The sequence below is a fragment of the uncultured Aliiroseovarius sp. genome, assembly GCF_947492455.1.
Classification (GTDB): domain Bacteria; phylum Pseudomonadota; class Alphaproteobacteria; order Rhodobacterales; family Rhodobacteraceae; genus Aliiroseovarius.
In genome coordinates this window covers 38,278-49,153 of sequence record NZ_CANLNB010000007.1, presented here as the reverse complement: position 1 = coordinate 49,153, position 10,876 = coordinate 38,278, and the positions used below count along the sequence as shown (strand labels likewise).

The 10,876-nt window shown below is 55.5% G+C and carries 20 protein-coding genes; 4 read left to right on the top strand and 16 right to left on the bottom strand.

The features are described 5' to 3' along the window. Positions 1–555 precede the first annotated feature (555 nt). From Q0677_RS15020 to Q0677_RS14960, 13 genes are all read right to left on the bottom strand, one after another. A complete protein-coding gene (locus Q0677_RS15020; protein ID WP_298911392.1) occupies positions 556–702 on the bottom strand; it encodes a hypothetical protein in 147 nt (48 codons plus the stop codon). 693 nt (positions 703–1,395) lie between these two features. Beyond that, positions 1,396–1,584, bottom strand: a complete 189-nt coding sequence (gene rpmD / locus Q0677_RS15015; RefSeq protein WP_133484938.1) for a 50S ribosomal protein L30 — start codon at positions 1,582–1,584, stop codon at positions 1,396–1,398. A gap of 13 nt (positions 1,585–1,597) precedes the next feature. Then, positions 1,598–2,161: a 30S ribosomal protein S5 gene (gene rpsE, locus Q0677_RS15010; protein WP_133484939.1), complete on the bottom strand. Its 564-nt coding sequence runs from the start codon at positions 2,159–2,161 to the stop codon at positions 1,598–1,600. A gap of 115 nt (positions 2,162–2,276) precedes the next feature. Continuing rightward, on the bottom strand, positions 2,277–2,636 hold the full coding sequence (gene rplR / locus Q0677_RS15005) for a 50S ribosomal protein L18 (RefSeq protein WP_298911390.1): 360 nt from the start codon (positions 2,634–2,636) through the stop codon (positions 2,277–2,279). Between the two features lie 12 nt (positions 2,637–2,648). After that, entirely contained in the window at positions 2,649–3,182 is a 534-nt protein-coding gene (rplF, locus tag Q0677_RS15000; protein ID WP_298911388.1) for a 50S ribosomal protein L6, read from the bottom strand. Positions 3,183–3,192: 10 nt separating this feature from the next. Beyond that, a complete protein-coding gene (rpsH, locus tag Q0677_RS14995) occupies positions 3,193–3,585 on the bottom strand; it encodes a 30S ribosomal protein S8 (RefSeq protein WP_133484942.1) in 393 nt (130 codons plus the stop codon). Between the two features lie 12 nt (positions 3,586–3,597). Beyond that, entirely contained in the window at positions 3,598–3,903 is a 306-nt protein-coding gene (gene rpsN / locus Q0677_RS14990) for a 30S ribosomal protein S14 (RefSeq protein ID WP_247094563.1), read from the bottom strand. Positions 3,904–3,922: 19 nt separating this feature from the next. Continuing rightward, positions 3,923–4,486 carry a 50S ribosomal protein L5 gene (gene rplE, locus Q0677_RS14985; protein ID WP_298911386.1) on the bottom strand — a complete coding sequence of 188 codons (564 nt, stop codon included), beginning with the start codon at positions 4,484–4,486 and terminating at the stop codon, positions 3,923–3,925. Further along, positions 4,486–4,791 (bottom strand): 50S ribosomal protein L24, encoded by a 306-nt coding sequence (gene rplX, locus Q0677_RS14980; RefSeq protein WP_298911384.1) that lies wholly within the window; start codon positions 4,789–4,791, stop codon positions 4,486–4,488. Before rplX ends, rplE begins: the two co-directional genes overlap by 1 nt. Position 4,792: 1 nt before the next feature. Next, positions 4,793–5,161 (bottom strand): 50S ribosomal protein L14, encoded by a 369-nt coding sequence (gene rplN, locus Q0677_RS14975; protein WP_007118848.1) that lies wholly within the window; start codon positions 5,159–5,161, stop codon positions 4,793–4,795. An 88-nt stretch (positions 5,162–5,249) separates the two neighbouring features. Continuing rightward, a complete protein-coding gene (gene rpsQ, locus Q0677_RS14970) occupies positions 5,250–5,480 on the bottom strand; it encodes a 30S ribosomal protein S17 (protein WP_133484946.1) in 231 nt (76 codons plus the stop codon). 15 nt (positions 5,481–5,495) lie between these two features. Further along, complete coding sequence (gene rpmC / locus Q0677_RS14965) at positions 5,496–5,696, bottom strand: 50S ribosomal protein L29 (protein ID WP_133484947.1); 201 nt, start codon at positions 5,694–5,696, stop codon at positions 5,496–5,498. Between the two features lie 161 nt (positions 5,697–5,857). Then, on the bottom strand, positions 5,858–6,667 hold the full coding sequence (locus Q0677_RS14960; protein WP_298911383.1) for a restriction endonuclease: 810 nt from the start codon (positions 6,665–6,667) through the stop codon (positions 5,858–5,860). A 142-nt stretch (positions 6,668–6,809) separates the two neighbouring features. Here Q0677_RS14960 and Q0677_RS14955 point away from each other — a divergent pair, with 142 nt between their 5' ends. From Q0677_RS14955 to Q0677_RS14940, 4 genes are all read left to right on the top strand, one after another. Beyond that, the gene (locus Q0677_RS14955; RefSeq protein WP_298911381.1) at positions 6,810–7,433 is read left to right on the top strand and encodes a TIGR02466 family protein; all 624 of its coding nucleotides are present in this window, start codon (positions 6,810–6,812) and stop codon (positions 7,431–7,433) included. Positions 7,434–7,596: 163 nt separating this feature from the next. Next, positions 7,597–7,935, top strand: a complete 339-nt coding sequence (locus tag Q0677_RS14950; RefSeq protein ID WP_298911379.1) for an excinuclease ABC subunit A — start codon at positions 7,597–7,599, stop codon at positions 7,933–7,935. Between the two features lie 57 nt (positions 7,936–7,992). Next, a complete protein-coding gene (locus Q0677_RS14945) occupies positions 7,993–8,574 on the top strand; it encodes a hemerythrin domain-containing protein (protein WP_298911377.1) in 582 nt (193 codons plus the stop codon). A gap of 181 nt (positions 8,575–8,755) precedes the next feature. Next, positions 8,756–9,238, top strand: coding sequence for a hypothetical protein (locus Q0677_RS14940; RefSeq protein WP_298911375.1), 483 nt, complete (start codon positions 8,756–8,758; stop codon positions 9,236–9,238). 120 nt (positions 9,239–9,358) lie between these two features. Here Q0677_RS14940 and rplP read toward each other — a convergent pair whose 3' ends face one another. The 3 genes from rplP to rplV are packed head-to-tail and all read right to left on the bottom strand — an operon-like array spanning position 9,359 to position 10,873. Next, the gene (gene rplP, locus Q0677_RS14935; protein ID WP_133484951.1) at positions 9,359–9,772 is read right to left on the bottom strand and encodes a 50S ribosomal protein L16; all 414 of its coding nucleotides are present in this window, start codon (positions 9,770–9,772) and stop codon (positions 9,359–9,361) included. Between the two features lie 13 nt (positions 9,773–9,785). Continuing rightward, the gene (rpsC, locus tag Q0677_RS14930) at positions 9,786–10,493 is read right to left on the bottom strand and encodes a 30S ribosomal protein S3 (RefSeq protein ID WP_108857554.1); all 708 of its coding nucleotides are present in this window, start codon (positions 10,491–10,493) and stop codon (positions 9,786–9,788) included. Further along, entirely contained in the window at positions 10,493–10,873 is a 381-nt protein-coding gene (gene rplV, locus Q0677_RS14925; protein ID WP_133484953.1) for a 50S ribosomal protein L22, read from the bottom strand. Before rplV ends, rpsC begins: the two co-directional genes overlap by 1 nt. Positions 10,874–10,876 lie beyond the last annotated feature (3 nt).

Below are 10,876 nucleotides of genomic sequence, written 5' to 3'. Positions count from 1 at the left end.
GTCCCGTTGTGCGCCTCAGCGCCGCCGGTGAAGTGGGTTCTAAGGTTACTCACCGACAGCCGCAAGCGCTTTTTTCAGAAAAATGTCATATTAGGCGATTTTTCTTCGTAGAGCCTTATAAATAAGGGGTTTTGAACGTGAAATTTCTTTCACCACACTTCGGCATTGGCGACATCACCGGTGATCAGAGCAGGAATCACGGGGTCAAACAGGGCCAAAGCAGGCCACAAACCCGAAATTTGGAGAGACTCGGCAAAGGATTTCCCTGAATCGGGGCGGAATCGCGCGACTCGACCAGCGACTCGTCGAGTCGCGCGCCAAATACAGCCTGCGATTCCTCTGCCGCGCCCTTGTTTTCGATTCACTAGGCTATAGCGATACCGTCTGGCCCGTCATCAAAAGGAACGAAATACCGCCCCTGCAAATCAGGAGTACTTGGGAAGCTCGCCAGCTACTCGCGCGTGACCCACATTATGCACCGGGACCAACCCAAAAAAGAAAAACCCCCGGGGGCAGATGCCACCGAGGGTTTGTCCGGGAGAATGTCAAAAGCGCTTAGCCTTTGTTGCAGTCCTTCAGGAACTCGGTCCAGGTCGGGGTGCATTCCGAGTTCATGAAACGACGAACCGCGGTCTGCGCAGCAACGAAGAGATCTGCGATTGCGCTGGCCAGCGGGGTCACGGGATTGATCAGAGCGTTCATCTTAGCGGTCCTTAACAGGAGTATATCAGTTGCCGCCGTGATAGGAGGGGTCGGGTCAAACAACCACCGCTGAATCGGAAAGCCCGGGTTGCAAGGGATGCATGGGTTGTGAGGGCAGCGCCCGACCCTGGGTGGGCGCAGGTTTGGGATCTGTGATGAGGGACGCCTGTGAGCCGAAACGTGGGTGAGTGTTGAAACCTATCAAAAGCGCCCTCCCGTGGGGAGGGTCGGGCGCTGCCCGGCGGTGCCGGGCAATCTACCTGCTATTTCTCCACGCTGCTACAATATCTGACAATCTGCTGGGCTTGGACCGAAGAATGAATGCAAGAAAAATCACAGTGAGCAATATGGCTCCCAAACCCTCTCCTTTGGCAAATCCGAGCGTTAGCTCAGCATCTAGCAAATAGGTCGATAGGTTCTGTATAATGTCGGCGACTAGGCAAACTCCTAGATCAAGTGTGATCCTCCACTTGGATAAATCTATTTTCAGGCAATCATCACAGTCGGCGCAAGGGTCTAAGGCTCCTTTTTCCCCAGAAATTATTCATCGATACCCGTGATTCTTGTAGTGCTCCGTCCTTGCTTCGGGCGGTGCCAATCATCTCTGCAGGGTCTTCCCTAGTCAGACAAAAACACCCCGGCCATTTCTGACCGGGGTGCTCTAAATCTTCTAAGGAGAGTCTAAGCCGAGGCTCAGCCTTTTTCCTCGATGATCTCAACCATATGCGGGATCTTGGCGATCATGCCGCGCACGGCCGGGGTGTCTTCCAGCTCGCGGGTTTTGTGCATCTTGTTCAGGCCCAGGCCGATCAGCGTAGCGCGCTGGTCTTGGGGGCGACGGATCGGCGAGCCGACCTGTTTTACAACGATGGTTTTAGCCATTGGTCAGATCTCCTTACGCGTCTGCGGCTTCAGCCGGAGCGTCCGACTTTGCGCCCAGAATGTCAGCAACCTTTTTGCCACGGCGCTGAGCGACCTGGCGGGGGCTGGCTTCTTTTTTCAGACCGTCGATGGTGGCGCGGATCATGTTATAGGGGTTCTGCGAGCCGATCGACTTCGACACAACGTCCTTGATGCCCAGCATCTCGAATACGGCACGCATCGGACCACCGGCGATGATTCCGGTACCTTCAGGTGCGGTACGCATGATCACTTTACCAGCGCCGTGACGACCTTCGGCGTCGTGGTGCAGGGTGCGGCCCTCTTTCAGAGGTACGCGGATCATCTGGCGCTTGGCTTGCTCGGTGGCTTTGCGAATGGCCTCGGGCACTTCTTTCGCTTTACCTTTACCAAAGCCGACGCGGCCTTTCTGGTCGCCAACAACTACCAGAGCTGCGAAGCCGAAGTTTTTACCACCTTTGGTGGTTTTCGACACGCGGTTGATCGCAACCAGGCGATCTGCAAATTCCGGAGCTTCGTCGCGTTCGCGGCGGTTCCGGCGGTTCTCACGTTCTGCCATCAGAACATCCTTTCATAGGCGGCGTCTTGCGCCGTTTAACTCAATCCCAGTGAATGCGACTGCATCCCCGGATCATCGGAGGGGCAGCGGATCACCACTGCCCCTCTCAAAGTTCTTAGAACTTCAGGCCACCTTCACGGGCAGCGTCGGCCAGAGCCTTGACTTTGCCGTGGAACAGGAAGCCGCCACGATCGAAGTAGCATTCTTCGATCCCGGCTTTTTTCGCACGCTCGGCAATCGCGGCGCCCACTTTCGAAGCGGCCTCCACGTTGTTCTTGCCCACAACGCCCAGTGCTTTTTCCAGCGACGAAGCCGAAGCAAGGGTGGTCCCTTGAACGTCGTCGATGATCTGAACACTGATGTTTTTCGACGAGCGGTGCACCGAAAGGCGCAGCTTGCCGACATTGTGCTTGCGAAGTTTGTTCCGGACGCGCAGGCGGCGCTTGAGGAACAGGGTCCGTTTGCTGTTTGCCATCTGTCTGGTCCTTTACTTCTTCTTACCTTCCTTGCGGAAGATATACTCGTCTTTGTATTTGATGCCTTTGCCTTTGTAGGGCTCGGGCTTACGCCATTCGCGGATGTTGGCCGCGGCTTGGCCGACGAGTTGTTGGTCGATGCCTTCAACGATGATGACGGTCGGCTTCGGAGCGGTCACGGTGACGCCCTCCGGAGCGACGTAGTCAACGTCGTGCGAGTAACCAAGGTTCAGCTTCAGGGTGTTGCCCTGCATCTGAGCACGATAACCAACACCGTTGATTTCCAGCTCTTTTTTGAAGCCTTCGGTTACACCGGTTACCATGTTGGAAACCATAGTGCGGCTCATGCCCCACTGCTGACGTGCACGCTTCGACTTGCCGCGCGGTTCAACCGACACAGCATTGTCTTCAACGGTGATGGTCACGTCATCCGTGGCGGTGAAAGTGCGGGTGCCCTTGGGACCCTTCACTTCTACGGTCTGGCCCGACAGGCTGGCAGTTACGCCAGAGGGCAGCTCGACCGGTCGTTTACCAATACGAGACATAGAGACCTCCTTAGAAGACGGTGCAAAGCACTTCGCCACCAACATTCTGGTTGCGAGCGTTTGCATCGGACATGACGCCTTTCGGGGTCGAAACGATCGACACACCCAGACCCTGACGGACCTGCGGGATGTCTTTCGAACCCATGTAGACGCGACGGCCCGGCTTCGAAACCCGCTTCAGTTCGCGGATAACGGGCGCACCGTCATAGTATTTCAGGCTGATTTCAAGGGTGGCGTGGCCACGCTCGTCAGTGCCTTTTTCGTAGCCGCGGATGTAGCCTTCGTCAGCCAGTACATCCAGAACCCAGCCGCGCAGTTTCGACGCAGGGGTCGAAACGGTCGACTTGCCACGCATGTGAGCGTTGCGGATACGGGTGAGCATATCGCCGATAGGATCGTTCATATCTTCTCTCCCTTACCAGCTCGATTTCACCATGCCGGGGATCTGGCCAGCAGAGCCAAGTTCCCGCAGCGCGATACGCGAAACTTTCAGCTTACGATAGTAAGCGTGAGGACGACCGGTCAGCTGGCAGCGGTTGTGCAAGCGGGTGGCCGACGAGTTGCGCGGCAGTTTTGCAAGTTTCAGGCGCGCTTTGAAACGCTCTTCCATCGACTTGCTTTCGTCGTTTGCGATCTCTTTCAGCGCAGCACGCTTAGCAGCATATTTTGCCACCAGCTTTTCGCGCTTCTTCTCGCGTTCGATCATTGCTTTTTTAGCCATGTCTTTTCCTTCCCGCGGATCAGCTGTTGAAGGGCATGTTGAAGTGCTTCAACAGGCTCTTTGCTTCCGCGTCGGTTTCAGCGGTGGTGGCAATCACGATGTCCATGCCCCAGGTTTCATCAACTTTATCAAAGTCGATTTCCGGGAACACGATGTGCTCTTTCAGGCCGGTGGCATAGTTGCCACGACCGTCGAACGAGGTACCCGATACGCCGCGGAAGTCGCGGATACGGGGCATCGCGATGGTGATCAGGCGGTCCAGGAATTCATACATCCGGTCGCCGCGCAGGGTCACCTTTGCGCCGATGATCATACCTTCACGCAGACGGAACGGAGCGTGCGACTTGCGCGCTTTCGTACCAACGGCCTGCTGGCCGGCGATTTTGGTCAGATCTTCGATTGCCGACTTGGCTTTTTTCGAGTCGCGAACAGCTTCAGCGCCACAACCAATGTTCAGAACGATTTTGTCCAGACGCGGGATCTGCATGTCGTTCTTATAGCCGAATTCCTCTTTCAGGGCGGCACGGATGCTGTCCTGATATACGGTCTTCAGACGGGGGGTGTAGTTTGCGGTATCCAGCATCAGACAGTCTCCCCGGTGGTTTTGGCGAAACGCACTTTCTTGCCGTCTTCCTCGCGGAAGCCAACGCGCGTTGCTTTGCCGTTCTTGTCCAGAAGGGCCAGGTTCGACAGCTGGATCGGCATCGCTTGCGGGATGCGGCCACCTTGGCTGTTCTGGCTCTGACGGGTGTGGCGGATTGCGATGTTCACGCCGTCAACAACGGCTTTGCCAGCTTTCGGGTCAACCGAGGTGATCTCACCTTGCTTGCCCTTGTCTTTGCCGGCCAGAACGACAACCTTGTCGCCTTTTCTCAACTTAGCAGCCATCTTACAGCACCTCCGGAGCCAGCGAGATGATCTTCATGAAGTTCTTCGCGCGCAGTTCGCGAACAACCGGTCCGAAGATACGGGTGCCCACGGGCTCGTTGTTGTTGTTCAGGATGACAGCAGCGTTGCGGTCAAAACGGATTGCGGTGCCGTCGTCACGACGGACCTCTTTGGCGGTGCGAACGACGACGGCCTTACGGACGTCACCTTTCTTTACGCGACCGCGCGGGATGGCTTCCTTAACCGAGACAACAATGATGTCGCCAACGGATGCGTATTTACGCTTGGAACCACCCAGAACCTTGATGCACTGAACACGGCGAGCGCCGCTGTTGTCAGCTACATCCAGATTGGTTTGCATCTGGATCATGTGGTTTCTCCCGACCTTTGGGGCGCCGATGCATGGCGGAACCCCCAGGGTTTCGACTTGTTAAGTCGTCCGGGAAGGTAAGTAGAACTTAGCCTTCCAGAACTTCCCAACGCTTGGTTTTCGACTTCGGTGCACATTCGATGATGCGAACCTTATCGCCTGCCTTGTAGGCATTCTTTTCGTCGTGAGCGCGATATTTCTTCGACTTACGAACGGTTTTCTGAAGCAGCGGGTGCTTGAAGCGGCGTTCAACCGAAACAGTCACGGTTTGCTCGTTTGCGGCGCTGGTTACAACACCATTCAGGATACGTTTGGGCATACTCGTGGGCTCCTCTTACTCAGCCGCAGCTTTGGCTTGTTCGCTCAGGATGGTTTTTACGCGCGCGGCGTCGCGGCGTACTTTGCGCATCTGAGCAGTGTTTTCGAGGGCGCCGGTGGCCTGCTGAAAACGCAGGTTGAAGCTTTCCTTTTTCAGCTCTGCCAGCTTTTCACGCAGCTGGTCAGGAGACTGATCACGCAGTTCCTTGGCGTTCATTCGCCTTTTCCTTTCCTTGCACCAGAGAGCTCTTCCCGTCTTAGCGGAAGGTCACCCTATGTCTGGTGGGTTATATGCAATACACACGAATCCCGTTGCCGGGAATCCGCGAGATGTGCGTCTATAGGGGGATTAGGGGGTGGGGGCAAGGGAAAGTTTGGCTATTTTCGCGCGCCAAAAACCAAACTGTGCAACGCGGGGATATCATATTGTGATACCAAGCACACACCTGTTTGGTCTGCAATTGTCTTTGCGCTATTTGTATATGTCTGATTGGACAAGACACAAACTGCATCCAAGCTATAGTATGCCTTCCCTGAGTAAGCTTCCTGTACGGCAGAATTGCCTATTGGCCTCGATGAACGTTTGCACTGAATTCCAAGTCGTTTCTTCGAACGCTCAGCAATAACGTCAATTCCCTGATCCCCTGATCCAACTGTTACATTAGCTTTCCACCCGAGTTTCCCAAGCTCAGCAGCCACCCAATGTTCAAACTCATGTCCGTCATGCGGAAAGGACGTAGGGTCGAAACCAGCGCGGTTTTGTTTAGCCTTATGGGCTTCAACGGCTTCCAACGCAATTTCTCGCGCTGCGGAAAAACTTACAAGATCATGGTTCAGATGGCAGCTTCGAAAAAACTCTTCAAGAATCTCATCCGTTTTGTCTGCAACTACGAAACCATAGTCGTTTTCTTGTCTGGATTGAGCAAGCTTACGCTGCAGCACATGAATATGCCGCTCTAGTCCTTCCAGCAGCTTAAGCTCTTCGAGTCTGCGTTCAGCTACTATTTTATCTTTCCATCTTTTTCGCTTTTGCTTTTTTGTGGCTTCCCGCTCACTAAGACGATCATGATAGAGCAAACCCCATACAGGACTACCGATCATAAACATCGCCCCAGTGTTTTCCGCACCCGCTCCTAAAAGCACCAATCCAACAAAAAACAACAGTGTTGCCGATGCAAATGGTTTCAAATCAACACGCCTTTAAATCTTTGGTTGCATCTGAATGAGAAATACCAACGACGAACAGCCTTCACAACCCCAATCAATTTATAAGGCCTCGCAAAACTCAGCCCCCCTCGCCCTTCCCACGCGAATCCGCTATCCCTGCCCCATGGCCAATATCTCTTCCCTCTTCGTGACCCGCCTTTACCATGCTCAACTGTCCGAGTTTGACCCCAAGGTCAGCCAGGACGAGCTTTATGACAGCTGCTATTCCATCGCCGAGGATGACGAGGCGGGGCAGGAATGGTGCGAGGCCGAGGGGTATCCCGGCTACACCTCTTACGCGTCCCTGACCGACCTGCCCTGGCGTTTCCCAATCTTCAAGGATCTGGTCGACAGTCTGGACAAGCACGTCGCCGCCTTTGCCGAGGATCTGGAGTTCAATCTGGATGATCGCAAGCTGGAGCTTGAAGACATCTGGATCAATATCCTGCCGCCCGGTGGCTATCACTCGGCGCATATCCACCCGCATTCGGTCATCTCTGGCACCACCTATCTGGCCCTGCCCGAAGGCGCCGGCGCGCTACGGTACGAAGACCCGCGCCACGCCCGCATGATGGCCGCCCCGCCCCGCCGCAAGAACGCCCGTGAAGAACTGCAAAGCTTCATCACCAAGCGCCCGGCCGAAGGGGACGTGCTGCTGTGGGAAAGCTGGCTGCGCCACGAGGTGATGCAGAACACCGGCGAGGAAGAGCGCCTGTCGGTGAGCTTTAATTACAAATGGGGTGAGTGACCCCTGCGAGAAACCACAAACCGCGCCCACTCGGCGCGGTTTTGCTTTTAGCCCTTAGAAATCGGCAAATCCCCGCGCCGGATCCCGGTGATATTGGATAACACTGGCCACGCGGATAGCATCATGCTCAACACGCGATACAATCTGCATGATGAGAACGACCATGAAAGCACCCCTGAAAGCCGCCCTGATCCTATCGCTTCTGCCCCTGATGGCAGGTGCCTCTTTCGCCGGGAATGGGAAAGGCAATGGCGTCGGAAACGGTGGCTGCCCGCCGGGCCTGGCCAAGAAGAACCCGCCCTGCGTCCCGCCCGGATTGGCGAAACCGAAAGAGGGCGACTACGTACATAATTACGACTATCGCCGCATCACGGATTACGACCGCTATCGGCTGGATCCGCAGTACAGCTATTACCGCGTGGGCGAAATGATCTATCGCGCGGACCCCACCACCTTCCAGATTCTCGAGATCATCGGCCTGATGGACGAGCTTCTGCGCTAGTTGCAATCCTCGGCGCGACACCTATCTGCTCTGCATTGCGCCGCGCCCGAGGACACCATGAGCACACTTCACAACACTCCCCTTTCCGACCTGACGGTCGACTACGGCACCCGCCCGACCATGCCCACAATGCCCGAGGCCACGGACGCGGATCGGCGCATGGGGCGGCGGCTGGCGGCAATCCACCGGATGCATCTGAACGATGTGGGCCGGATCGGAATCGTGCTGGATCGGATCGAAGCGGGCGAGGCCTCGGGCCAAGACCTGTCCGACGCCGTGATGTCGGCCGAGTTTGCGCAGAACGTCCGGCAGTTCGGGTCGCTGTGCGGGCGGGAATGCAAGGTGCTGAATTTTCACCACGACGCCGAGGAATACAGCCTGTTCCCGCAACTGACCGGGAAAGGCAACGACGCCCTGCGCGCCGTGATCGACCGACTGATGGAAGAGCACAAAGTCGTGCACGAGCTGCTGGTCCGACTGGAACGCGCCGCAATGGCGCTGATGTTCGAGGTGGACGCCGACAAGTTCAACGAGGCCCGCGCGGTGTTCCGGCAGTTGGAAATCGTGGTGCAGTCGCATTTCGGCTATGAAGAGACCCAGTTGGAAGAGGCGATTGGGGTTTTGGGGATTGGGGTTTAGGGCCACGCCCGACCCTGGGTGGAGCTGACGTTTCAACATCAAATTAGACGAACAGGTATTTTCCCGATAGCTTCGCTTTGGCGTTCACCAAAACCGCCCTATCCTCTCCATTTTCTTCGATTTCAAAAACCCCTAAAAGTGGAAAAGATTCTCAAATCATCTAGTCCAAAGGAAATCAACAATGAAACTTGCCAAAGCTTTTGCAGATATCGACTCCAGTGACAGGGAACCGGCTCAACCAATTGTCAAAGGCTTCATGCCAATCGGGGTGATTAGCGGCAATGGATCCGTCTCAGTGTCGGCCTTTGAGGCATTGATTCCAGCAAAAGATGTGGCGTTTCACGGCGTTCGGTTCGAGGTTGTGCCTGATGATGAGTATGCACCAAACGGTATTGCCACAGTACCAATTGAGAATGCGGAAATGTTGGTCGCCTCACTTGAACAAATGGCTAGCGCGAGCATTTCCACCGAGCGCTTTGCTCTAACCGAGGTAGAGGCAACTGTGGATGAATTGCGCATAGTAATCTTCAATACTGAAGGTGGTCGTATCCATGCTGCTATCGACGCTGATGGCGCCACTTGTCATTTGATGCAACAGTCAGAATTACTTGACCTCGCCACATTAGTCGAGATGGCTATCAAGCACCTCAAATCTAACACCTAAACAAAACCCCCGCCGATTTCACGACGGGGGTTTTTATTTTCTACCGGGTGCGGCCCGCGAGTTTCCTTTGGAAATTCGCTACACCGCACGCCTCGATTTTGCTTTCAGCAAATTCGAGGTTTACCAGTCCTCACGAACCACAACGCGCGATTTGATCGGCAGTTTCATGGCAGCAAGGCGCAGAGCTTCGCGAGCAACGTCGTCGTTGACGCCGTCGATCTCGAACATAACGCGGCCCGGCTTAACTTTGCAGGTCCAACGGTCCACGGAACCTTTACCTTTACCCATACGAACTTCGATGGGCTTAGCGGTTACCGGGGTGTCCGGGAAGATGCGGATCCATACACGACCCTGACGCTTCATGTGACGCGTCATGGCACGACGGGCAGCTTCGATCTGACGTGCAGTCACACGCTCAGGCTCGAGAGCTTTCAGACCATACGAACCGAAGTTCAGATCCGAACCACCCTTGGCCAGACCTTTGATCCGACCTTTGTGCATCTTGCGGAATTTTGTACGCTTAGGCTGAAGCATTGATCATATCTCCTTAGCGACGGCCGCCGGCGCCACGGGGCGCGGGACCTTCCTGGAGCTCAGCTTGACGACGGTCACGAGCAGCAGGATCGTGCTCCATGATTTCGCCTTTGAAGATCCAGGTTTTGATACCGATGATGCCGTAAGGCGTCATAGCTTCTGCATGTGCATAGTCGATGTCAGCGCGCAGGGTGTGCAGCGGCACACGACCTTCGCGATACCATTCGGTACGCGCGATTTCAGCACCGCCAAGACGGCCAGCAACGTTGATACGGATGCCCAGGGCGCCCATACGCATGGCGTTCTGCACGCCGCGCTTCATGGCACGACGGAAGGACACACGACGTTCCAGCTGCTGAGCGATCGATTCTGCAACCAGGGCAGCGTCCAGTTCGGGCTTGCGAACTTCGACGATGTTCAGGTGCAGTTCCGAGTCGGTGATGTTGGCGATTTTCTTGCGCAGGGTTTCGATGTCTGCGCCTTTCTTGCCAATGATCACACCGGGACGAGCAGTGTGGATCGTCACGCGGCACTTTTTGTGCGGACGTTCGATGATCACACGGCTGATACCAGCCTGCTTGCATTCGGTCTTGATGAAGTCACGAATTTTCAGGTCTTCCAGAAGAAGATCACCGTAATCTTTCGTGTCTGCGTACCAGCGGCTATCCCAGGTGCGGTTGACCTGAAGACGCATGCCGATCGGATTTACCTTATGACCCATTAGGCTTGCTCCTCAATTTGACGCACCTTGATGGTGAGCTCCGAGAACGGCTTCATGATTTTGCCGAAACGACCACGGGCGCGCGGACGACCGCGTTTCATGGTCAGGTTCTTGCCCACATAGGCCTCGGCGACGATCAGTTCATCGACGTCCAGGTTGTGGTTGTTCTCGGCGTTCGCAATCGCGGACTGAAGGCATTTCTTCACGTCCTGAGCAATCCGCTTGTTCGAGAAAGTCAGATCGGTCAGTGCACGATCAACTTTCTTGCCACGGATCATTTGCGCGACCAGGTTCAGTTTCTGCGGGGACGTACGAAGCATGCGGGTTTTCGCCATTGCTTCGTTCTCGGCCACGCGGCGGGGATTCTTATCCTTACCCATGGC

Bases quoted from the DNA above. Each gene is read 5' to 3' on its own strand.
- rplX (WP_298911384.1), bottom strand. From the start codon at position 4,791: ATGGCTGCTAAGTTGAGAAAAGGCGACAAGGTTGTCGTTCTGGCCGGC.
- rplE (WP_298911386.1), bottom strand. From the start codon at position 4,486: ATGCTGGATACCGCAAACTACACCCCCCGTCTGAAGACCGTATATCAG.
- rpsE (WP_133484939.1), bottom strand. From the start codon at position 2,161: ATGGCAGAACGTGAGAACCGCCGGAACCGCCGCGAACGCGACGAAGCT.
- Q0677_RS14955 (WP_298911381.1), top strand. From the start codon at position 6,810: ATGGCCAATATCTCTTCCCTCTTCGTGACCCGCCTTTACCATGCTCAA.
- Q0677_RS14945 (WP_298911377.1), top strand. From the start codon at position 7,993: ATGAGCACACTTCACAACACTCCCCTTTCCGACCTGACGGTCGACTAC.
- rpsN (WP_247094563.1), bottom strand. From the start codon at position 3,903: ATGGCTAAAAAAGCAATGATCGAACGCGAGAAGAAGCGCGAAAAGCTG.
- rpsH (WP_133484942.1), bottom strand. From the start codon at position 3,585: ATGAACGATCCTATCGGCGATATGCTCACCCGTATCCGCAACGCTCAC.
- rplV (WP_133484953.1), bottom strand. From the start codon at position 10,873: ATGGGTAAGGATAAGAATCCCCGCCGCGTGGCCGAGAACGAAGCAATG.
- rplF (WP_298911388.1), bottom strand. From the start codon at position 3,182: ATGTCTCGTATTGGTAAACGACCGGTCGAGCTGCCCTCTGGCGTAACT.
- rpmD (WP_133484938.1), bottom strand. From the start codon at position 1,584: ATGGCTAAAACCATCGTTGTAAAACAGGTCGGCTCGCCGATCCGTCGC.
- rpsQ (WP_133484946.1), bottom strand. From the start codon at position 5,480: ATGCCCAAACGTATCCTGAATGGTGTTGTAACCAGCGCCGCAAACGAG.
- Q0677_RS14940 (WP_298911375.1), top strand. From the start codon at position 8,756: ATGAAACTTGCCAAAGCTTTTGCAGATATCGACTCCAGTGACAGGGAA.
- rpsC (WP_108857554.1), bottom strand. From the start codon at position 10,493: ATGGGTCATAAGGTAAATCCGATCGGCATGCGTCTTCAGGTCAACCGC.
- Q0677_RS14950 (WP_298911379.1), top strand. From the start codon at position 7,597: ATGAAAGCACCCCTGAAAGCCGCCCTGATCCTATCGCTTCTGCCCCTG.
- rpmC (WP_133484947.1), bottom strand. From the start codon at position 5,696: ATGAACGCCAAGGAACTGCGTGATCAGTCTCCTGACCAGCTGCGTGAA.
- rplR (WP_298911390.1), bottom strand. From the start codon at position 2,636: ATGGCAAACAGCAAACGGACCCTGTTCCTCAAGCGCCGCCTGCGCGTC.
- rplN (WP_007118848.1), bottom strand. From the start codon at position 5,161: ATGATCCAGATGCAAACCAATCTGGATGTAGCTGACAACAGCGGCGCT.
- Q0677_RS15020 (WP_298911392.1), bottom strand. From the start codon at position 702: ATGAACGCTCTGATCAATCCCGTGACCCCGCTGGCCAGCGCAATCGCA.
- rplP (WP_133484951.1), bottom strand. From the start codon at position 9,772: ATGCTTCAGCCTAAGCGTACAAAATTCCGCAAGATGCACAAAGGTCGG.